This window comes from Aquimonas voraii, from assembly GCF_900101825.1.
GTDB lineage: Bacteria > Pseudomonadota > Gammaproteobacteria > Xanthomonadales > Xanthomonadaceae > Aquimonas > Aquimonas voraii.
This window is the reverse complement of sequence record NZ_FNAG01000014.1, coordinates 26995-48030: the sequence shown is the minus strand read 5'-3', so window position 1 is coordinate 48030 and position 21036 is coordinate 26995. Positions and strand designations below refer to the sequence as shown.

Here is a 21036-nt window from a genome sequence, read left to right as displayed (position 1 = left end):
TTGACGTCCATCGCGATTGTCCGAGCCTGAACCGCGGCTATCTGTTGCCAGACTGCAAATAATCGTTATTTAATGTAGTCGTGGAGTTATTGCCTGTAAGGGCTTGTGGGAAGGGGAGAAACCGTGGGGCTGTTCGCAAACAAGAAGGTGCCCTTGATCGGCGTGGACATCAGTTCCACGGCCGTCAAGCTGCTCCAGCTGAGCCAAAGCGGCGGTCGCTATCGCGTCGAGCACTACGCGGTGGAGCCGCTTCCTCCCAATGCCGTGGTCGAAAAGAACATCGTCGAGGTCGAGGCGGTGGGCGAGGCGATCAAGCGCGCGCTGAACCGCAGCGGTGCCAAGAGTCGCTTCGCGGCCGCTGCGGTCGCCGGCTCGGCGGTGATCACCAAGATCATCCCGATGCAGGCCGACCTGTCCGAAGACGAGCTTGAGGATCAGATCCAGGTCGAGGCCGGGCAGTACATCCCGTACCCGATCGAGGAAGTCAGCCTCGACTTCGAAGTGCTGGGACCGGTCAAGGACAATCCTGAGATGGTCCAGGTGCTGCTGGCGGCGTCGCGCACCGAAAACGTCGAGGTGCGCACCGCCGCGCTCGATCTCGGCGGCTTGACCGCCAAGGTCATCGATGTCGAAGCCTTCGTGATGGAGAACGCGTTCCGGCTGATCGCTGACCAGCTCTCCGTCACCCGCGACGGCCTTGTGGCCTTGGTCGACGTCGGTGCCACCATGACCACGCTGAACGTGCTGCGCAACCAGCGCAGCATCTACACGCGTGAGCAGGTGTTCGGCGGCAAACAGCTCACCGACGAGGTCATGCGCCGCTACGGGCTCTCCTACGAGGAGGCCGGCCTCGCCAAGCGTCAGGGCGGTCTGCCGGAAAGCTACGAAATCGAGGTGCTGGAGCCCTTCAAGGAAGCAATGGTCCAGCAGGTGAGTCGTCTTCTGCAGTTCTTCTACGCCGGCAGCGAGTTCAACCGTGTCGACCAGATCGTGCTGGCGGGCGGCTGCGCTTCGATCGCCGGTGTCGCCCAGATGGTGGAGGAGCAACTCGGCGTCAGCACCGTCGTCGCCAACCCGTTGGCCAATATGTCCCTGGCTTCGCGGGTGCAGGCGCAGGCGCTGGCGCAGGATGCGCCCTCGCTGATGATCGCCGCCGGGCTCGCGCTGAGGAGCTTCGACTGATGGCCAAGATCAACCTATTGCCGTGGCGCACCGAGCGCCGCAAGCAGCGACAGAACGAGTTCTTCGCCCTGCTCGGCCTGTGCGCAGGTCTCGCAGTGGCGGTCAGCTTCGGCGCGGTCAAATACTTCGATGCCCTGATCAGCAACCAGGAGCAGCGCAACGGCTACCTGACCCGGGAGATCACCGCGCTCAAGGCCAAGACCGCGGAAATCGAGATCCTCGAGAAGAAGAAGTCCGACCTGCTTGCGCGCAAGGCGGTGATCGAGCAGCTGCAGGCCAACCGCTCGCAGATGGTGCATCTGTTCGACGACCTGGTCAGGACGATCCCCGATGGCGTTCGTCTCAGTTCGGTCAAGCAGGCCGGTGATCAGCTCACCATCGAAGGCATGACCCAGTCGAACGCCCGCGTCTCCTCGTACATGCGCAACATCGAAGCTGCGGAATGGCTGACCCGAGCCGACCTCGGGGTCATCGAGATCAAGGGTGAAGACAAGGCCATGCCCTACTTCTTCCGCATGAACGCAACCGCCACCAAGCCGGTGGGCGAGGGCGAGGAAGGCGCCGAAGGCGAAGCCGCAGACGGTGCCGAGGTGGCTCCGCAGGCCGCGGCAGGGGGACAGCCGTGAAGAACTTCGACTTGAACAATCTGGACTTCAACAACGCAGGTGCCTGGCCGCCGCCGGTCAAGGCCTTCTTCTGCGGCATCGTGGTCGTGTTGATCCTGTTCTTCGGCTGGTACCTGTTCGTCAGCAAGCAGCAGGACCAACTCGAAGCGCTGCGCCGAACTGAGATGACCCTGCGCCAGGACTTCGAGAAGGAGCAGGCCAAGGCGGTCAATCTCGAGCCCCTCAAAGAGCAACTCGCTGAGATGGAGGCCATGCTTCAGCAGATGCTGCGGCAGCTGCCCTCCCGCACCGAGATGCCCGACCTGATTGTCGACATCTCGCAGACCGCGCTGGCTTCGGGCATCACCAATGAGCTGTTCCAGCCGCAGCCGGAGATCCGCAAGGAGTTCTACGCGGAGAAGCCCATCTCGCTGCGGATGGTGGGCAGCTACCACCAGTTCGGCAATTTCGTCAGCGGCGTCGCCTCGCTGCCGCGCGTGGTGATCATGACCATGCACGACATCTCGCTGAAGCCGCGGGACGAGAAGGCAGGTCCGGCAGGTGGGCTGGTGCTTGAGGGCACGGTCAAGACCTACCGCTACCTCGATGAAGAGGAGCAGGCCGAGGTGGGACAGGCACAGCAGGGGGCCGCGCAATGAGAAGCACGCCGACCATCCCGCGCGTCGTCGCAGTGATCCTGGCAGCCGGCCTCCTCGCCGGTTGCGATCCCGGCATGCGCGACCTCGAGAACTACGTCGCTGACGTCAAGCAGCGCCCCGCTCCGCCCTTGGAGCCGCTGCCGGTCATGAAGCAGTTCGAGACCTTTGTGTATGCCGCGCAAGACCTGCGCGACCCGTTCTCCATGCCCCAGCGGCGCGATGACGCCACGCGCAACGACGGCCCGCGGCCCGACCCCAATCGTCGCAAGGAACTTCTGGAGGGCTTCCCGCTCGACGGCCTCGACATGGTCGGCCTGATCGGCGAAGGCGAAGCCCAGGTGGCCCTGGTCATGGATCCGCAGCGCGTGGTGCACCGCGTGCGCGTTGGCAACTACCTCGGGCAGAGCGACGGCCGCGTCGTCGCGATCCGTGAGGATGGCCTGGAACTGGTCGAACTCATTCCCGATGGTTCGGGTGGCTGGCTTGAACGCCCGGCGCGTCTCGCGCTCGACAACGAATAAGCAGTGGGGAATCGCATGAAGCGCACATCCAAGTCCTACACCAGCGTCCTGCGGGTCCGCATGCTGCGGCTCACGGCCCTCGCCGCCCTGCTCGGAGCAGGCAACTACGCGATCGCCGCCGGCAGCCTGGAGAACATCAGCTTCTCCGCCGGCCCCGGCGGTCAGGTCGACATCACCCTCAGCCTGAGCGAGCCTGCGGCCGAACTGCCGGTGTTCACCACCGACGACCCGCCGCGGATCATCGTTGATCTCCCGGATACCCGGAACGCGGTCGACCAGCGCCGGATTCCCGTGGGTATCGGCGCCACCAGTGCGATCTCGACGGCCGAGGCGGCTGGCCGGACCCGCGTGTCGATCGATCTGTTCCGGTCCAGCGCGTATCAGACGCGCACGGAAGGGAACAATGTGATTCTCAGCGTGGGTGGGGCCAGCACTTCGGCTCAACAGGTGACCGCCTATGCGGCGGACCCCGCCAAGCGCACGGTGAATGCGACCGAAGTCGCCAACATTGACTTCCGCCGTACGCCGCAGGGTACCGGCCGCATCATCCTCACCCTCGCGGGCGAGGGGGCCGCCTCCGACATGCGGGTCGATGGTCAGCGCGTGCGGGTGGATCTGGCGGGCGTGTTCCTGCCGGAGAAAATGGCCGAGCGTCTTGATGTCTCCGACTTCGCGACGCCGGTGCAGTCGGTGCAGCTGAGTCGCAGCGCCTCCGGCACCCAGCTCGACATCGCCATCAACGGCCGTTTCGAGCCGTTGGCCTACCAGACCGGCAACGAATTCGTGGTCGAGATCGACCCCGTGCAGCAGGTGGTCAGCGCCGACGGCGTGGTGGCAGAGGGGGCGGAACCCGGCTACACCGGCCGTCCCGTCACCTTCACCTTCCAGGACATCCCGGTCCGCACCCTGCTGCAGCTGATCGCCGAAGAGTCGGGGCTCAACATCGTCGCCGCCGACAGCGTCACCGGCAACATGACGCTGCGCCTGATCAATGTGCCTTGGGATCAGGCACTCGACTTGATCCTGCGCGCCAAGTCGCTGGACAAGCGCCAGGATCGCAACGTCATCTGGGTTGCCCCGCAGTCCGAGATCGCCACCTACGAGAAGGCGATCGCTGACGCCCGCATCGAACAGGAGCAGCGCGCGGAGCTGGTCAGTGAGTACATCGCGATCAACTACGGCAGCGCCGAAGAGATCGCGAAGCTGCTGACCGACCAGAGCAAGGGCAACAACCAAGGTGGGCAACAGCAGCAACAGCAGGGGGGAGAGGCCAGGGGCTTCCTTTCCGGCCGTGGCTCGGTGACCTTCGACAAGCGCACCAACACCCTTCTGGTCAACGACATCCCGCCGAAGGTTGAGGAAATCAAGCAGTTGATCGCCCTGCTCGATCGTCCGGTCGACCAGGTGCTGATCGAGGCGCGCATCGTGATCGCCAGCGAGAACTTCGCCCGGGAGCTCGGCGCCAAGTTCGGCGTCAGTGGCGCCGACCAGAGCAGTAGCGGACGAGTGATCACGACCTCGGGCTCGCAGGCAGCGAACAACGCCCTGATCACCAGCGCCATCAGCAATCGTTACGCGGGCCGCAATGCGACCAGCAACATCGGCGATGCGCTGACCATCGGGCCGCTGCTCGAAGGGCGTGCTCGTGGACCGGAGCGTGGCGACATCCTGCCGGCCGCCAGCCGACTGGGTGTCAACCTGCCGGTGCAGAACCCCGCCGGTTCGATCGGCTTCGCCATCCTGAGTGCGGACTACCTCGTCGACCTCGAACTGTCCGCCCTGCAGTCGGAGGGCCGCGGCGAACTCGTCTCCAGCCCGCGCGTGATCACTGCCAACCAGCGCGAGGCCAGCATCAAGCAGGGTGACGAGATCGGTTACATCACCACCACTGGCACCGGTACGGCGGCGCAGATCACGACCGAGTTCAAGGAAATCGTGCTCGAGCTGCTGGTCACGCCGACCATCACCCAGGATGACCGCGTCTACCTGACCCTCAAGGTCAAGAAGGACGAGCTGGCCGGCTTCACCTCTAGCCCCGTCGGCGACATCCCGCTGATTTCCAAGCGCGAGATCAACACCGCCGTGCTGGTCGACAACGGCCAGACGGTGGTTATCGGTGGTGTCTACGAGTTCAACAGCCGCGAAGACCTCCGGAAAGTGCCCTTCCTCGGCGACGTGCCGGTGCTTGGGAATCTCTTCCGCACCAAGCGCAATGGCACCGAAAAGGCAGAACTGTTGATCTTCGTGACGCCCAAGGTGCTCGCGGTCTCCGGTCGCAGTGGGCGCTGATCAACGGCAAGCAGGCAATTCACAATCTGGTCGGCGAAGGACTGCTGCCGGCTTTCTTGGAGAGAGATGATGAAACCAACACTTTTGCTCAAGTGCCTGCTGCTTGGCTCGCTGGCGGTACTGACAGCCTGCGGGGGCGGCGGTGGAAGCGGTAATGACGGCTCGTTCGGCCCGATTTCGAGCGCGCGCATCACTGCATCCGCCCAGACGTCATCGGTGCCGGCTGGTGGCACCCTCGCTGTCAGCGTGAGCGTCAACAACTCGAACAACACTCCGATCGCTGACGGCACCGTGGTTACTGCCGCGGTCAGCCCGAGCAACCTCGGCGGCATCTTTGGCGTGGTGAACGGCCAGCAGGGCTCCTCCAACACGGCGACCACCGTTGGCGGTCGCGCTGAATTCATCTTCGTCACCGGCACCAACCAGGGCAGCGCGACCCTGACCTTCTCCACCCAGCCTTCGGGGCAGCCCTCCGCGGTGGCGACTTCGCTGCCGGTGACGGTGAGCGCGCCTGCGGCGACCGGCAACATCACCATCACCGCTACCCGGACCCAGCTGCCGGTCAATCTCTTCCGCGTCGCTCCCTTCATCGGCTCGCCCTACATGAGCGAGTTGACGATCACGGCGCGCACCGCCAGCGGCCAGCCCATCAGCATTCCCAAGGGTGAAGCGGGTGGCTTGGGCGTGTCGATCAACCCGGTGAGCATCGCGGCCTATTCGACGCTCGATGACCCCGAGACCGAGGACGATCCCTCGACTCCTGAGATCGAGAACAACGAGTTCCTGACCCTGATGGGCCAGGGCCCGGTCAACATCGTCGCCGGTCGCGCCACCGTCTTCGTGCACTCCGACAACCTCACTGGCGCCGCCGTCCTGACCGCGACCATCCAGGACCCCGAGACGGGCCGAGTGATGACGGCGACCCAGACCTTCAACGTGGTCTCGAACACGGCGGCCCTGCCTGCCAACATCCTGCTCTCGCCCACCTTCAGCGGCCTGTACGTGCAGGGCTCCGGCGGCAACACCTCGGGCGTGCTCGAGGCCGAGGTCAGCGACGGAATTGGCCAGCCCGTGCCGGATCCGACCGCGGGCAACACCGCCTTCAACAACGTCCGTGTTGAGATCATCGGTGAAGCGCCTGCTGCCGCCAACGAGCGCGTCACCGGCATCAATGCGGCCGGCCAGAACGTCAGCGGCCAGAACATCGCCATCCGCACGTCCAACGGCATCGCCACCTTCAACTTCGTGACCGGCAACCGGCTTGGCCAGACCACGGTCCGGGTTACTTCCGATCGCGCCGACAACAATGTCGACAACGGCATCTCGGATCCGGTTTCCGCGGAGCGCACGGTCGTGATTTCCGACGGCCGCCTGTTCTCGATCCAGATCACCGGCCCGGATTCGGAAGGCCTGATCGCCAACGGCGTGGCTACCGGAACCAACCAGGACGGCTCGATCCGGGTCAGCCCCGATGGCTCCTACAGCCTGATCGTCAGTGCGCTGGCGACCGATCGCCAGGGCAATCCGGTGCTGCCGGGAACCCCGATCGAGTTTGGTCTGATCGACGCCCCGCTGGTGGGCTTCCCGAACCAGGGCGCCGGTGCCTTCGCGATCGCGGGCGGCGACGGCAACCCGCAGGAGAACGGCTTCATCTTCTCGGCTCCGGGTGGCGCCTTCCAGACTGCGGGCGGTGGTGCCGGTCCCGGCGACACCTTGCTGGTGTTCGGCCAGTCGGTTTCAGGCAACCGCGACCTCGAAAGCGCGCGCACCGTCGCCCAGGTCAATAGCCAGACCAATCTGACCACGCAGCAGCGCTTCAACCGCAACGACGACACCGGCACCAGCGTCGACAACGGCAACGTGCTGCCCTACGTCATCGGTCGCGCACAGCACGGCAACATCGCTGCAACCGGCTTTACCGATTCCACAGGCGTGGCAACGGTCCGCATGAACTATCCGGTGTCCCGCCTCGGTCAGAGCGTGGCCGTGTGGGCGCGCGGCTCCGCAACCGCAGGCGCCACCGGCAAGCTGGTGACCGACATCGCTGCGTATGTCTATCCGGGTCTCGCGCCGCTGACCATCATCGCCAGCCCCGAAGCGATTCCGGGCAACACCACCGCCAATGTCACGGTCTGCTTGCGCGATGCTCTGGATTCGCCGATCCAGGGCGCGTTCGTGAACTTCGGCTTCTCGCTCTCCAGCGGCACCGGCACCATCGGCGGTCGCAACAGCGGCCCGCTGCCGACACCCACTGGCGCCAACGGCTGTGCCCTGGTGAGCGTGGTGACCAGCGGCATGACCGAGGATGGCGACAACACGCTGCGCTTCACCTTGGGCGATGCCGAGCCGGCTGAAGTCGAGATTCGCGTGGCCGATGGCCTGATCCTGCAGGCCTTCCCGACGGCCTTCATCGGTGACGGCGCATACCAGGTCAACCTGCGCCTCATTGATGGCGCTGGCAACGGGGTCGCGGGGCGCGCAATCGATGTGGAGTGCACTGGAAGCGGCGAAACCGCCACTGTCAGCGTCACCACGCCGCCGACGATCACCGATGCCAGCGGCAACAGTCGAGCGCTGATCACCGCTTCGCTGATGGATCAGCCTGACGGCGGCGCCCAGTGGGAGTGCGTGTTCAGCCTGCCCGGTGGGGAGCCTTCGGCGACCGTCATCTTCAAAGGCCGGGACAGCTGCGCCGGTGGTACCGGCTTCAGCCCGCCGCCGCCGGTGGGGGCCTGCGATGGAGCCAACGGAAACGATCCCAACGTGCTCAATCTTGCGCTGGCGGCTCCCGGGACGACCCAGGGCGGAAGCGTTGTGACCGGCTCGGGCATTGTGTGCTCGGTGGCGGACGGGGGCTCGCAAACCTGCCAGCTTCAGTTCTCCGCCAACACCTCTGTGGATCTTGTGATCACTCCGTCCAACGGCCCCCGGGCGCGGCCCCTGCTTTCTGGCAGCTGCACCTACGGTGCGGGGCAACCGGCAACGGGCACGAGCTTCCAGGCGAGCACGGGCCCACTGCAGCCGGTGAACACTTGTACGGTCGTGTTCCAGTAAACGAGCAAGTTTCCACAAGGATGTGAACGTTCAGGGGGGCTCGCGCAAGCGGCCCCCCTGATGCGTTACGGCCGCCTGACAAAGCACCAGGACGACAGCGAGACGAGCGGACAAGCAGGCGCAGTTTCGACCATGCGGGTGCGACGTCCTGGCAATTTCAACTGTCAGTGGCATAAACCGGGTTGCTTACGGGTTCAGGGGATCATGTGTATCCCCAAGCAATGTTTAGACTGGGCTGATGGCGAAAGGGGAACACCCCCACTTTTCGGCAGCCCACGCGCAAGCGCCGCGAAGTGACAACTCGCGGAAGCACAACGCACCCAGAATGCCTCGACCGCAGGATCCCGCTCTTGGCGCAACACAGACTCGAATTGAAGACGGGTGAGGTGCTGTTCCGCGAAGGCGAGCCTCCCGATTGCGCCTATCTCGTGGAGACGGGCGTTCTCGCCATCACCACCGGGCCCGACCAGCACCGTCTGGCCGAGGTGCGCGCAGGTGAGCTGCTTGGCGAAATGGCGGTGATCGACCGCTCGCCGCGTACGGCGACGGCAACGGCACTGGAGACCTGCGTGCTGGTGCCGATCACGCCGGAGCAGATCGCCGAGCGCCTGCTCAATACCGACCCCGTCGTGCGCGCACTGCTGGAAGGGCAGCTGCGTCGCTATCGAGCCACACTCGCCAGCCTGCAGGGCCATGAGCAGGCGGACATCGAGGGCACGAGCGAGCCCGCCGATGGCATCGGCAAGATCCGCCTGGAGGCTGAGCTGCGCGAAGCCTTGTCAAGTGGTGGCCTCGACGTGCGCTTCCAGCCGCTGCTTGAGATTCCGCGAGGCGAGATCGCCGGCTACGAAGCGCTCGTGCGCTGGAACCATGGACAGCGCGGCCAGATCTCGCCCGCGGAGTTCATCGCGCTCGCCGAGGAAACCTCGCTGATCGTGCCGGTCGGAGAGTTCGTCCTCGAAGCCAGTCTCGACGCGCTGTGCCTCCTCGGCGAAACTCGCGGTCGCCCGCCCTTTGTCGCCATCAACGTTTCGGCGAGGCAGCTGGTTGAGGATGCGCTGCTGCCGCAGCTGCTGGAGCGCGTTGCCGATCGAGGCCTGCAGCCCTCGCAGATCAAGATCGAGATCACTGAAAGCCGGCAGCTCGACTATTCCCGGGTCGCCGCGATGATGCAGCAGGCGCGCGAGGCAGGCGTGCGCGTCGCGCTCGACGACTTCGGCACCGGCTACTCCAATCTGCAGCACATGCACCTGCTGAGCTTCGACACGCTCAAGGTCGACCAGGCGTTTGCGCGCAGCATGCTCGACAACCCGCGCGCGCGAAAAATCGTCGAGTCCATCGTCAGCATGGCCCATGGCCTGGGCGCGGATGTGGTGGTCGAAGGCGTCGAAACCGAAGGCCAGCTGGCCGTGCTGCGCGAGTTGGGCTGCCGCTATGCGCAGGGTTGGCTGATCGGACGGCCGCTGAGCCTCGAGGAGTTGTTGGCACAGCACCTGAGACAGCACTGATCCCGGTCCCCGGACGAGACCCTCGATCGCGCGTCCGGCCTCGCCGGGCTCCCTGGGGTCGGTGCGCGCACCGCGTGCTTGATCTCCGGTCGCGCGTGCCGTGTTCTCATCGCGCAGAGCTGCAAGGGCCGGACCTCGATCTGCGAGAACCGCAGGTACCCGCGGTAACGCTCAGACCGCCGCCCCCACGATCCGCACAGGCCGCCGCCCGCCCGTCGATCCATACTGCGACCCGACACGCGCCGCGCTGCACAGCGAAACCTTTGCGCCTGCATGCGGTCGAATGCGCCCTTCCGAGATCTCCCCGCATGCACGCCATGGATCATTCTCCGCTCGACACCCCGCCCGATGCGCTGGCCTCGCGTTTCGCCGGCTTGCGCGACGCCCTGGCCGCCGAGGTGGTTGGCCAGCCCGAACTGGTCGAGCGCCTGTTGATCGCACTGCTGGCAGACGGCCATCTGCTGGTCGAAGGCGCGCCGGGACTGGCCAAAACCACGGCGATCAAGGCGCTGGCAGCGCGCATCGAAGCCGACTTCCACCGCGTCCAGTTCACGCCTGACCTCCTGCCCGCCGACCTCACCGGCACCGAGATCTACCGACCACAGGAGGCGCGCTTCGAGTTCCAGCCCGGGCCGCTGTTCCACAATCTCCTGCTGGCCGACGAGGTCAATCGCGCGCCGGCCAAGGTGCAGTCGGCCCTGCTAGAAGCCATGGGTGAGCGCCAGATCACGGTGGGCCGCGTGACCTATCGCCTGCCTGATCTGTTCCTTGTGATGGCCACGCAGAACCCGATCGAGCAGGAGGGCACCTACCCGCTGCCCGAGGCCCAGCTCGACCGCTTCCTGATGCACGTGCGCATCGGCTACCCGCAGGCGGAAACCGAAGCTGAGATCCTGCGCTTGGCGCGCGAGCGTGCGCTGGCCGAGCTTGATCCTTCTGGCGCCGTCACCCATGCCGCGCGCGTCGCAAAAATCAGCGCCGACGAAATCCGTGAGGCGCGGCGGCGGATCCTGGGTCTGCACGTCGCTCCGCGTCTGGAGCGCTACCTGATCGAACTGGTGCTGGCGACCCGCGACGCATCGCCCTATGGCGCCGAGTTGAAGCGCCAGATCGCCTTCGGCGCCAGTCCGCGCGGCTCGATCGCGCTCGAGCGCTGCGCGCGGGCGCACGCTTGGCTGGCGGGCCGGGATTTCGTTGCGCCCGAGGACATCCGTGCGGTGGCCCTGGACGTGCTGCGCCATCGCGTGCTGCTGAGCTTCGAGGCCGAAGCGGAAGGCCTCGATAGCGATGCCGTCGTAAGCGCCCTGCTGGAGCGGGTGCCGCTGCCCTGAGGCGCGAGCGTTCCCGGCCCATGAGCAGCCTTGACCACGCCGCGATCCAGCCCTCGCTCAGCGAGCTGGTGGCTTTGCGCGCCCGCGCCGCGCAGCTGGCGGCGGGCGCGCGCAGGCGCTCGGCCGACCGTGCGGCCGGTACGCGCCACAGCCCCTTCCGCGGTCGCGGTATGGACTATGCGGAATCACGCGCCTACGCCGCAGGCGATGATGTGCGCCATATTGACTGGCGGTTGACCGCACGCGCGGGCGAGCTGCACACCAAGTTGTTTGCCGCCGAGCGCGAACGCACCTCGGCCGTGCTGCTCGACACTTCGCTCGCCCTGCAGTTCGGAACCCGGGTCTGCTTCAAGTCCGTGCAGGCCGCGCGGCTGGGCGCGCTGTTCGCCTGGTTCGCGCAGTCGGAGGGCGACCGCGTCTGTGCGGCGGCCTTCGGACGACGCGCGGCCCAGCTGCCCGCGCACGGCACGCAGCGTGGCGTGCTGCGCGTGCTGAAGGCGCTGTGCGAGTGGTCACTGCCGACAGATGCATCGCTGGCACAGCCGCTGGCCCGGGCCGCCGACGCCCTCGATCGTACCCTGCGCGCTGGCGCGCACGTGCTGCTGCTGCTCGACGCGGCGAGCCTCGACGAGGACGGCCTGCGCAGCCTGCTGCGCCTGCGCCGGCATCACGACGTGATCGCCGCGGTGCTGGTTGATCCGCTGGAGCGCGAGGCCTTGCCCCCGGGCCGCTACCGGGTGCAGACCGCCACCGGTGAGCGTCTGCTGGAGGTGCCACGCGGAGGTCGACCGGACTGGCAGCAGGCGCTGCGTGAACGTCATGCGCGTGCCCTGCAGGCCCTGCAGCGCACGGGTGTCGGCGCGCGTCTGGTCAGCACCCGCGAAGATCCCGTCCCAGCGTTGCGCGATCTGCTGCGCGGCGCGCCGCCGCGGGAGGACGCATGAGCCCCGGCCCGCAGCTGCGCGACATCCAGTTGCCGCCCGAGCCCGGCCTATGGCCGTGGCCACCGGGCGTCTGGCTGCTGCTGCTGGTAGCCGTGCTGCTGGTCGCAAGGCTGGTGCTGCATGCGCGGCGCAGGGCTGTGCGTCGACGGGCCCTGCAGCGCTGGCAGGGCGCGATGCGCGCCATCCTTGAGGACTCCACAGCAGCGGGCGTCGAGCGCGTGGCGGCGGCCTCCGAGCTCTTGCGTCGCGCTGTGCGTCAGCGCGATCCCGAGGCCGCGGTGCTTGAGGGCGCGCGCTGGCGCGCGCATCTCGCAGCGCTGGGGCCGCTGCCGGCGGACGATCCCGGACTCGACCTGCTGGTCGAAGGTCCGTGGCGGCCGCGTCTCGCCGATACGGACACCGAACTCGCGCTTAGCCGCGCCAACGAGCGTCTGCAGCGCCTGTTGGAGACCTTCCCGTGAGCGCCCTTCTGGAACATCTGGCGGCGCTGGAGCTGGCGCGGCCGTGGGCGCTGTGGATGTTGCCGCTGCCCCTGCTGGCCCTGCTGCTGCCGGCCGCGCGCGTGCAGCTCGGCAGCGCCCTGCGCCTGCCCTTCGAACTGCCCGACGCGGCTGTGACGAAGGCGCGTTCACGCCTGTTCGCGCCTCGCCTGCTGTTGGCGCTGCCGGTGTGGGGGCTGCTCTGCCTCGCCGCCGCCCAGCCGCAGCGCCTGGGCGAGATCGAAGCCCCGCCCAGCAGCGGCCGTGACCTGATGCTGGCGGTGGATGTGTCCGGTTCGATGGCGGCCGAGGACATGCAGATCGCCGGCCGCCGCGTCGATCGGCTCACCGCGGTGAAGCGCGTGCTGGGCGACTTTCTCGATCGCCGCGCCGGTGATCGTGTGGGCCTGATCCTGTTCGGCCAGAGCGCCTACCTGCTGACCCCGCTCACCTTCGATCGCGCCCATGTGCGCTATCAGCTCGAAACCAGCGTGATCGGCATGGCCGGACGCGAGACCGCGATCGGCGACGCCATCGGGCTGGGCGTGAAGCGTCTGCGCGAGCGCGGCGAGGGACAGCGCGTGCTGATCCTGCTGACCGATGGCGTGCACAACGCCGGCGCGCTGGACCCCGAGCGCGCCACCCAGCTCGCCATGGCCGAGAACGTGCGCGTGCATACCATCGGCATGGGCGGCGAGGGCGGCAGCGCCAGCGTGTTCGGCCTGCAGGTCGCCACGCCGGGCGCCGGGATCGACGAAGCCAGCCTGCGGCGCATCGCCAAGAACACCGGCGGCCGCTACTTCCGTGCCCGCGACACCCGCGAGCTGGCCGGCATCTACGCCGAGCTGGACCGGCTGGAGCCGGTCGAGCAGGAGGCCGAGCCCCTGCGTCCGCGCCACGAGCTGTTCCACTGGCCGCTGGGCATCGCCCTGCTGCTGGGCATCGGCCTGCTGCTGGCCGACAGTCGGCGTGCCGGCGAGGTGCTGCGATGACTGCGCTGGGCCTCGATGACTTCCACTTCCTGCGGCCGCTCTGGCTGTTGGCCCTGTTCGCCCTGCCTCTGCTGCTGTGGCTGCGCCGGCGCGCGCAGGTCGGCGCCGACCCCTGGCGCGCGGTGGTCGATGGGCCGCTGCTCGCCGCCCAGTCCGCCGCGCCGGCGCGCGCGCCGCGTCTGCCGGAAGCCCTGCTGCTGCTCGGTGTCACGCTCGCTGTGCTGGCGCTCGCCGGGCCGGCCTGGCGCGAGCTGCCGCAGCCCCTGCTGAAACTGCAGGCGCCGCTGATCGTCGCACTCGACCTCTCGGCCAGCGTGCGCGCGGCCGATCTCAAGCCGGATCGGTTGAGCCGCGCGCGGCTCAAGCTGGCCGAACTGATCCGCCGCCGCAGCGACGGCCAGACCGCGCTGGTCGCCTTCGCCGGCGAGGCCTTCACCGTCGCGCCCTTGACCGATGACGCCACCACCCTGGACGGCCTGCTGTCTGCGCTCGACCCGTCCATCCTGCCGGTGCCGGGCCAGCGTCCCGAGCGCGCCATCCGCATGGCCCAGCGCCTGTTCGCGGAAAGCGGCGCGCGTCGAGGGGATGTACTGCTGCTGACGGATCGCGTTGGCAGCGCCGCCATCGAAGCCGCACGCGAAGCGGCAGTGCAGGGCCTGCGGGTGTCGGCGCTCGGCCTCGGCACGCCGGAGGGTGCACCGGTGGCGGTGGGTGGTGGCGGCTTCATGCGTGACGAAGCCGGCAACATCCGCCTGCCGCGGCTGGACGAGGCCAGCCTGCGCGCGCTGGCGGAAGCCGGGCAGGGCGGCTACGCGCGCTTCGCCGCCGACGGCAGTGACCTGCGCGCGCTGGGCTTCGAGGCCGCGCCTGCCGGCACCGAGGTTGATCAAGCCGAAACCGCCGCTCGCGAGTCGCGCGAGACCCTGCGCTACCAGGACGAAGGCCCGCTGCTGGCCCTGCTGCTGCTGCCGCTGGCCGCACTTGCGGCGCGCCGCGGCTGGCTGCTGGTGCTGCCCCTGCTGGTGCTGCCTCTGGCGCCGCTGCGCCCGGCGCAGGCACAGCCCGCGGCCGCTTCGGCTTCGGCCCCTGCCGATGCCGAAGCAGGCAACCAGGCGAACGCCGGCCAGGCCGCACCGGGCGCGCTCGTGCAGTTCTGGAACGATCTGTGGGCGCGTCGTGATCGCCAGGCCTGGGAGGCCCTTCAGGGCGATGCCCCCGAGCGTGCCGCCGCGCTGGCCGAGGACCCGGCCCTGCGCGGCAGCGCGGCCTATCGTGCGGGTGACTTCGATTCTGCGCTGGCGGACTTCGCCGCGGGCGATGACGCAAGCAGCCACTACAACCGCGGCAATGCGCTGGCCAAGCTGCAGCGCTACGAAGAGGCGCTGGCGGCGTACCAGGCGGCACTCGAACGGAATCCGCAGCATGCGGATGCGGCCGCCAACCGCCAAGCGGTCGAAGACTGGCTCAAGCAGCAGCAACAGAGCCAAAGCCAGAGCGGCGAGCAGGGCGAGCAAGGCCAGCGGAGCGAGGACGGTCAGTCCGGCGAAGCGGGCGAGCCGCCGCCCGAGGGCGAGCAGAAGCAGGACGCCGGCAGCGAATCGGAGTCGGCCGAAGGCGAAGCTCCGCCGTCCTCGGAGAGCCCGCAGAACCCAGCTGCCGAGGGCGATCAGGGCAGCGAGTCCGAGGCTCAGCAGGCCGAGGCCAAGGGCGAGGCCGCCGACTCCGAACAGACGCAGCAGGACTTCAACGAGGCCATGCAGCAGGCGCTGGAGCAAGTGCAGGCGCAGCCCGAGGATGCTCGGCAGGAAGCCGAGCCGCTGAGTTCCGAGGCGATGGCTGAGGCGGAGAAGCGGCAGGCGCTGGAGCAGCTGATGCGGCGCGTACCGGACGACCCCGGTGGCCTGCTGCGCCGCAAGTTCCTGCTCGAATACCAGCGTCGTCAGCGCGAGGGCGAACCCCGATGAATCTCTTTCCGCGCCTGTGCTGCGGGCTGCTGCTGATCCTGCTCTCGCCGCTGTCGATGGCGCAGGGCACGCGTGCCTTCCTCGACCGCGAGGAGATCCTGCTGGGCGAGTCGGTCACCCTCAACATCGAGACCGACCAGCCGGGTGGCGGCGAACCCGACCTCTCCGCGCTGGGCAGCGACGTGCGCGTGCTCGGCAGCTCCAGCAGCACCCAGATCAGCGTGGTCAACGGCCAGCAGAGCATGCGTACGCTCTGGGGCGTGGTGCTGGAGCCGCTGTCGGCCGGCGTGATCGGCATTCCGGCGCTGGAGGTGCGCGGCCAGCGCACCGCACCGCTGCGGCTGTCGGTGCTGCCGGCCAGCGCGCGTCCGCGCGACGTCGATGCCGACGTGCTGCTGGAAGTCGAGGCCGCGCCCGAGAACCCGTACGTGCAGCAGCAGGTGATCTACACCGTGCGCCTGTTGTATGCCGTGACCCTGCTCGACGGCCAGCTTGACGAGCCCAGCGCGGCCGGTGCGGATATCCGTCGCCTGGGCGGCGATGCCACCTTCAGCCGTGACATGGGCGGTCGTCGCTACAACGTGGTCGAGCGCCGCTACGCGCTGACGCCGCTGGCCTCGGGCTCGCTGCGTATCGAGGCCCCGCGCTTCCGCGGCCGCGCGCTGGCGGGCGGTCGCGCCAACCGCATGTTCGACCCCGGCACGCCGGTCAGTGCCGCGGGCGATGCGGTGAGCCTTGACGTGCGGCCGCGGCCGGCCAGCGCCGGCGAGCCCTGGCTGCCCGCGCAGTCCTTGGACTACAGCGCCCAGACCAGCGCGGCCGGCACGCTCAGGATCGGTGAGCCTGTCACCCTCTCGCTGCGGTTGTCGGCGCGCGGGCTGTCCGCTGAGCAGCTGCCGGAACTGGTGCTGCCGGCCATCGAGGGCGCCGAGGTCTACCCCGACCAGGAGGCCAGCCAGAGTCGCGAAGGGCCGCGCGGCATCGAGGGCGAGCGCAGCCGCAGCTTCGCGGTGGTGCCCAACCGCGCCGGCACATTGGAGCTGCCGCGCCTCGTCATCCGCTGGTGGGACGTGGCGGCGGACGAGATGCGCGAGGCGGTCATCGAAGCGCAGCGCTTCGCGGTGGAGGGCGGTGCTGGTGGCGATGCCATCGCCAGCGCCGGTGCGCCGGACCGGTCTGGCGCGCAGGGCGAACCGCGCATCGCCACGATCGTGCAGCAGGGCGTGCATCCCCTCTGGCGGCTTGCAGCCCTGCTGCAGCTGCCGCTGCTGCTGCTCTTTGCCGGCCTGTGCTGGCGCGCGCGGGCGCGGAGCCGAACACCCACGGGCGCTGCCAGCGTGGCCGCAGCGCCTCCGCCGCAGGCGGGCCCTTCTCTGGCTGCCGCACTCAGACAGGGCGAGCTCAGCGATATCGCACAGGCGCTGCGCGGCGTGGCCCGCGCCCGCGGGCTGGCGCCAGAACTCAGCGCGCTTGTCGATGCGCTCGATGATGCCGCCCAACGAGACGCGGTCGATGCCCTGCAGCGCAGCCTGTACGCCGGCGCGGATGGCGCACCGGCCCTGCAGGCGCTGCGCTCGGCCTTCGTGCGTGCGCCGGAGTTCCGCAGCGTGCCGACCGCCAAAGCCTCGTCCACGGCGCTGCCGCCGCTGTATCCGCCGCGTGGCGGCGGCTGATCAAGGCCGCACGCGCCGCTGGCGCCCGGCGCTGCCCTGTGCCGATGGGCACCCGATCCGAGTGGGAGCGTGATGTACCATCCGGGCCTGTCGCGCACAGACCAAGGTCGGTCTTGCGCGGCGATGACGCGGCGGGGAAGCCGCGTCCCGGCGGTCTCCGGCGCAGCCGCGCCGAGGCACGCTTCATCCACGCACAGTCCTCTGGGGGGACGCCCGATGATCCAACGTGTCGCGCTGGCCTTGCTGCTGGCAATTGCCGTTCCTGCCCTGGCGCAGGACTCCGCGCCCGAGGGCGACAAGGGTTTCGAGTCGGCACAGGCCGGTGAAGCCACCGCGACCGCAGAGGTCGTGGCGACCCCGGCCGAGACGGCTCCTGTGCAGCCCGCCTCCGCGCCCGCGGTGAGCAGCGAGACCTCGGCCACGTCCGAGCCCAGTCTCGACCAGCGTATCGAGGCCATGATCCGGCCCGTGGCAGACGCCGTCTCCGGCTTCATCTTCACTTCCGTCCGCGTGGGCGGCACCGACGAAGCCCCGGTGATGTTTCCGCTGATCGTCGGCTGGCTGATCCTCGGCGGCCTGGTGTTCACCCTGTATCTGGGCTTCATCAACGTGCGCGGCTTCGCGCATGGCTTCCGCCTGCTGCGCGGCGACTTCAGCAGCAAGCGCGATGCCGGACCGGGTGAGGTCAGCCACTTCCAGGCATTGACGTCTGCAGTGTCCGGAACGGTCGGCCTCGGCAACATCGCCGGTGTGGCGGTGGCGATCACGATCGGTGGCCCAGGCGCCACCTTCTGGATGGTGCTGGCCGGCCTGCTCGGCATGTCGACGAAGTTCGTCGAGTGCACGCTGGGCGTGAAGTACCGCCTGGAGAAGGCCGACGGCACCGTGTCCGGTGGGCCCATGTACTACCTCTCGCGCGGCATCGCCGAGAACTATCCGGGCATGAAGTGGTTCGGCTGGAAGCTCGCCATCATCTTCGCGATCTGCACCATGCTCGGCGCGATCGGCGCCGGCGCCATGTTCCAGGCCAACCAGGCCTATTCGCAGCTGCTCAATGTCACCGGGGGCGCCGAAGGGCCGCTGGCCGGAAACGCCTTGTGGTTCGGCCTTGCCTACGCTGCCCTGGCCGGCGCGGTGGTGCTGGGCGGCATCAGCCGCATCGGCAGCGTCACCGCCAAGCTGGTGCCCTCGATGGCCGCGCTCTACATCGTCGGCTGTCTGTTCGTCATCCTCACCAATATCGGCCAGCTGCCCACGGCGGTCGGCGCGATCTTCGCCGGTGCCTTCACCGGCGAGGGTGCGGTCGGCGGCATCATTGGCGCGCTGATCGTCGGTTTCCGCCGCGCGGCGTTCTCGAACGAAGCGGGCTTGGGTTCGTCGGCGATCGCCCACTCGGCGGTCAAGACCCGCGACCCGGTCACCGAAGGCTTCGTCGCCCTGTGGGAGCCCTTCGTCGACACCGTGGTGATCTGCACCATGACGGCCCTGGTCATCATCATCACCGGCCAGTACCTGGTCGAGGGCGGCGGCGATGGCGTGCAGCTCACTTCCAACGCCTTCGGCAGCGTGGTCAGCTGGTTCCCCTACGTGCTCACGTTCGCGGTGCTGCTGTTCGCCTTCTCGACCACCATCACCTGGGGCTACTACGGCGCCAAGGCGGCGGCCTTCATGGCCCGCGAGCACAAAGGCGTGCTGTACGGCTTCAAGATCTTCTACCTGTTCACCGCGGTGCTGGGCTGCACCCTGCAGCTGTCGAGCCTGGTCGACATCGCCGACGCCCTGCTGTTCATCATGGCCATTCCGAATCTGATCGGTGTCTACCTGCTGATGCCGGTGGTCAAGCGCGAGCTCAATGCCTACTGGGCGCGGCTCAAGTCCGGCCAGCTGCGCAACTTCCGCGATCAGCCGGAGGCCTGAGCCATGCAGAACGCCCGCGGCCTGTCGCTGCACACCAAGATGGCCATCGGCTTCGCGGTGGGCATCGCCGCGGGCGTGCTGGCCAATTTCACCGCCGCCGATGCCGACTGGCTCGGCGGCCTGATCCGCTACGTCACCGACCCGGTCGGCCAGGTTTTCCTGCGCCTGCTGTTCATGCTGGTGGTGCCGCTGGTGTTCTCGGCGCTGGTGCTGGGCGTGGTCGAGATCGGCGATCCGCGTTCGTTGGGCCGCATCGGCGGGCGCACCCTGCTGTTCATCCTTGTCGTCACCACGATCGCGGTGAGCATCGGCCTGGTGATCGTCAACCTGGTGCAGCCGGGCCAGGGCCTGCCGCCCGAGCTGGCCGACGAACTCATTGCCGGCTCCAGCGAGCGCGTGGCTGACATCGCCGCCAAGGGTGGCGCGGTGTCGGGTATCGATCTGTTGATCAACATCGTGCCGCGCAATCCGATCGCCTCCGCGGTCAACGGCGATCTGATCGGGGTGATGTTCTTCGCGCTCATGTTCGGCATCGGCGCCACCGTGGTGGCCAGTGCCGGCACCCGCAGCTTCGTCGGCGCCGTGCAGGGCGTGTACGACATCTGCCTCAAGCTGATCGGCTGGATCATCCAGCTCGCGCCCTATGCGGTGGCCTGCCTGCTGTTCAGCATCACCGCCAAGCTCGGCCTGGCGGTGCTGGCGCAGTTGGCGGCCTATGTCGGCACCGTCGTGCTGGCGCTCGCCATCCACTTCTTCGTGGTGTTTCCGATCCTGGTGCGGGTGTTCGGCGGCATGTCGCCGCTGAAGTTCTTCAAGGGTGCGCAGCCGGCCATCCTCACCGCGTTCTCGACCAGCTCGTCCAGCGCGACGCTGCCGACCACGCTGGAGTGCGCCGAGCAGCGGCTGGGCGTGCCGCGCCCGGTCGCGCGCTTCGTCTGCACCCTGGGTGCCACCGCCAACATGAACGGCACCGCGCTGTTCGAGGGCATCACGGTGCTGTTCCTCGCCCAGTTCTTCGGCGTCGAGCTCAGCTTCGTGCAGCAGATCAGCATCCTGGTGCTGTGCATCTTCGGTGCGATCGGTGCGGCCGGCGTGCCCGGCGGCTCGCTGCCGGTGATCGCGATGATCCTGGCCATGTTCGGCATTCCGCCTGAGGGCATCGGCCTGATCCTCGGTGTCGATCGTTTCCTCGACATGTGCCGTACCACGGTGAACGTCGGCGGCGATCTGGTCGGCTCGGTGGTGGTCGCGCGCGGCGGCCTGCTGCCGCCACATCCCGAGCACGGCCACGCAGACCCCGCCGCGCACGGCGAAGGACGCAGCGAGGCCTGAGCCGGTGTCGGACAGCGATCTCACCGGCCTGCTGCAGGCCTGGCGCGGCGGCGACCGCGCCGCGCTGGATCGGCTGCTGCCCGAGGTCTATGGGCTGCTGAAGCGGATGGCGGCCGGCCGCGTTGGCAGCTTGGACCGCACGCCGACTCTGGAACCCACCGCGCTGGTGCATGAGGCGGTGCTGCGTCTGCTCGGCAACAGCCCGGACTGGCAGAACCGCAGCCATTTCCTCGCTGTTGCCGCCCTGCAGATGCGCGCCGTGCTCGTCGATCACGCGCGTGCGCGGGTCGCCGCCAAGCGCGGTGGCGGGGCGGCGCTGGTGACCCTGCGCGCCGCCGAGTTCGAGGCCGTCGGCGACAGTGTCGAGGTGGACCTGCTGGCGCTGGATCAGGCCCTGCAGCAGCTCAGCGCCACCGATGCCCGTGCCGCCCGCGTGGTGGAGATGAGCTACTTCGGCGGCATGCAGCGCGAGGAGATCGCCGAGGTGCTGGCGGTCAGCCCGGCCACCATCGACCGCGACCTGCGCTTCGCCCGCGCCTTCCTCAACCGTCAGCTTGGCGGCTGAGGCTCCCGGCGAATTCCGCAG

At 68.3% G+C, this 21036-nt stretch carries 16 protein-coding genes; all 16 read left to right on the top strand.

Going from position 1 to position 21036, the window contains the following annotated elements:
- Nucleotides 1–123: 123 nt before the first annotated feature.
- Nucleotides 124–1182 carry a pilus assembly protein PilM gene (locus tag BLP83_RS15905; RefSeq protein ID WP_091245080.1) on the top strand — a complete coding sequence of 353 codons (1059 nt, stop codon included), beginning with the start codon at nucleotides 124–126 and terminating at the stop codon, nucleotides 1180–1182.
- Nucleotides 1182–1808, top strand: coding sequence for a PilN domain-containing protein (locus tag BLP83_RS15900; RefSeq protein ID WP_091245077.1), 627 nt, complete (start codon nucleotides 1182–1184; stop codon nucleotides 1806–1808). Before BLP83_RS15905 ends, BLP83_RS15900 begins: the two co-directional genes overlap by 1 nt.
- Nucleotides 1805–2446, top strand: coding sequence for a type IV pilus inner membrane component PilO (locus BLP83_RS15895; RefSeq protein WP_091245073.1), 642 nt, complete (start codon nucleotides 1805–1807; stop codon nucleotides 2444–2446). Before BLP83_RS15900 ends, BLP83_RS15895 begins: the two co-directional genes overlap by 4 nt.
- Nucleotides 2443–2967, top strand: coding sequence for a pilus assembly protein PilP (locus BLP83_RS15890; RefSeq protein WP_091245070.1), 525 nt, complete (start codon nucleotides 2443–2445; stop codon nucleotides 2965–2967). Before BLP83_RS15895 ends, BLP83_RS15890 begins: the two co-directional genes overlap by 4 nt.
- Before the next feature lie 15 nt (nucleotides 2968–2982).
- Nucleotides 2983–5256 carry a type IV pilus secretin PilQ gene (locus BLP83_RS15885; protein WP_245680062.1) on the top strand — a complete coding sequence of 758 codons (2274 nt, stop codon included), beginning with the start codon at nucleotides 2983–2985 and terminating at the stop codon, nucleotides 5254–5256.
- A 69-nt stretch (nucleotides 5257–5325) separates the two neighbouring features.
- Nucleotides 5326–8310 (top strand): hypothetical protein, encoded by a 2985-nt coding sequence (locus tag BLP83_RS15880; protein ID WP_143006725.1) that lies wholly within the window; start codon nucleotides 5326–5328, stop codon nucleotides 8308–8310.
- 350 nt (nucleotides 8311–8660) lie between these two features.
- A complete protein-coding gene (locus BLP83_RS15875) occupies nucleotides 8661–9818 on the top strand; it encodes an EAL domain-containing protein (protein WP_176764237.1) in 1158 nt (385 codons plus the stop codon).
- A 317-nt stretch (nucleotides 9819–10135) separates the two neighbouring features.
- Complete coding sequence (locus BLP83_RS15870) at nucleotides 10136–11149, top strand: AAA family ATPase (protein WP_091245200.1); 1014 nt, start codon at nucleotides 10136–10138, stop codon at nucleotides 11147–11149.
- 20 nt (nucleotides 11150–11169) lie between these two features.
- Nucleotides 11170–12093, top strand: a complete 924-nt coding sequence (locus BLP83_RS15865) for a DUF58 domain-containing protein (protein ID WP_091245059.1) — start codon at nucleotides 11170–11172, stop codon at nucleotides 12091–12093.
- The gene (locus tag BLP83_RS15860; protein ID WP_091245056.1) at nucleotides 12090–12554 is read left to right on the top strand and encodes a DUF4381 domain-containing protein; all 465 of its coding nucleotides are present in this window, start codon (nucleotides 12090–12092) and stop codon (nucleotides 12552–12554) included. The genes BLP83_RS15865 and BLP83_RS15860 overlap by 4 nt, the downstream gene beginning before the upstream one ends.
- 56 nt (nucleotides 12555–12610) lie before the next feature.
- The gene (locus BLP83_RS15855; RefSeq protein ID WP_091245197.1) at nucleotides 12611–13564 is read left to right on the top strand and encodes a vWA domain-containing protein; all 954 of its coding nucleotides are present in this window, start codon (nucleotides 12611–12613) and stop codon (nucleotides 13562–13564) included.
- Nucleotides 13561–15528, top strand: a complete 1968-nt coding sequence (locus BLP83_RS15850) for a VWA domain-containing protein (RefSeq protein ID WP_091245053.1) — start codon at nucleotides 13561–13563, stop codon at nucleotides 15526–15528. The genes BLP83_RS15855 and BLP83_RS15850 overlap by 4 nt, the downstream gene beginning before the upstream one ends.
- Entirely contained in the window at nucleotides 15525–17201 is a 1677-nt protein-coding gene (locus BLP83_RS15845; protein WP_091245050.1) for a BatD family protein, read from the top strand. The genes BLP83_RS15850 and BLP83_RS15845 overlap by 4 nt, the downstream gene beginning before the upstream one ends.
- A 216-nt stretch (nucleotides 17202–17417) precedes the next feature.
- Nucleotides 17418–19118 carry an alanine/glycine:cation symporter family protein gene (locus BLP83_RS15840; protein WP_091245046.1) on the top strand — a complete coding sequence of 567 codons (1701 nt, stop codon included), beginning with the start codon at nucleotides 17418–17420 and terminating at the stop codon, nucleotides 19116–19118.
- A 3-nt stretch (nucleotides 19119–19121) separates the two neighbouring features.
- On the top strand, nucleotides 19122–20450 hold the full coding sequence (locus BLP83_RS15835) for a dicarboxylate/amino acid:cation symporter (RefSeq protein ID WP_176764236.1): 1329 nt from the start codon (nucleotides 19122–19124) through the stop codon (nucleotides 20448–20450).
- 4 nt (nucleotides 20451–20454) lie between these two features.
- Nucleotides 20455–21015 carry an ECF-type sigma factor gene (locus tag BLP83_RS15830; RefSeq protein ID WP_091245043.1) on the top strand — a complete coding sequence of 187 codons (561 nt, stop codon included), beginning with the start codon at nucleotides 20455–20457 and terminating at the stop codon, nucleotides 21013–21015.
- The last annotated feature ends 21 nt before the right edge of the window (nucleotides 21016–21036 follow it).

Excerpts from the sequence above, each read along its gene's own strand:
- BLP83_RS15900 (WP_091245077.1), top strand. The coding sequence starts at position 1,182 with ATGGCCAAGATCAACCTATTGCCGTGGCGCACCGAGCGCCGCAAGCAG.
- BLP83_RS15890 (WP_091245070.1), top strand. The coding sequence starts at position 2,443 with ATGAGAAGCACGCCGACCATCCCGCGCGTCGTCGCAGTGATCCTGGCA.
- BLP83_RS15885 (WP_245680062.1), top strand. The coding sequence starts at position 2,983 with ATGAAGCGCACATCCAAGTCCTACACCAGCGTCCTGCGGGTCCGCATG.
- BLP83_RS15880 (WP_143006725.1), top strand. The coding sequence starts at position 5,326 with ATGAAACCAACACTTTTGCTCAAGTGCCTGCTGCTTGGCTCGCTGGCG.
- BLP83_RS15870 (WP_091245200.1), top strand. The coding sequence starts at position 10,136 with ATGGATCATTCTCCGCTCGACACCCCGCCCGATGCGCTGGCCTCGCGT.
- BLP83_RS15865 (WP_091245059.1), top strand. The coding sequence starts at position 11,170 with ATGAGCAGCCTTGACCACGCCGCGATCCAGCCCTCGCTCAGCGAGCTG.
- BLP83_RS15860 (WP_091245056.1), top strand. The coding sequence starts at position 12,090 with ATGAGCCCCGGCCCGCAGCTGCGCGACATCCAGTTGCCGCCCGAGCCC.
- BLP83_RS15855 (WP_091245197.1), top strand. The coding sequence starts at position 12,611 with ATGTTGCCGCTGCCCCTGCTGGCCCTGCTGCTGCCGGCCGCGCGCGTG.
- BLP83_RS15850 (WP_091245053.1), top strand. The coding sequence starts at position 13,561 with ATGACTGCGCTGGGCCTCGATGACTTCCACTTCCTGCGGCCGCTCTGG.
- BLP83_RS15845 (WP_091245050.1), top strand. The coding sequence starts at position 15,525 with ATGAATCTCTTTCCGCGCCTGTGCTGCGGGCTGCTGCTGATCCTGCTC.
- BLP83_RS15840 (WP_091245046.1), top strand. The coding sequence starts at position 17,418 with ATGATCCAACGTGTCGCGCTGGCCTTGCTGCTGGCAATTGCCGTTCCT.
- BLP83_RS15835 (WP_176764236.1), top strand. The coding sequence starts at position 19,122 with ATGCAGAACGCCCGCGGCCTGTCGCTGCACACCAAGATGGCCATCGGC.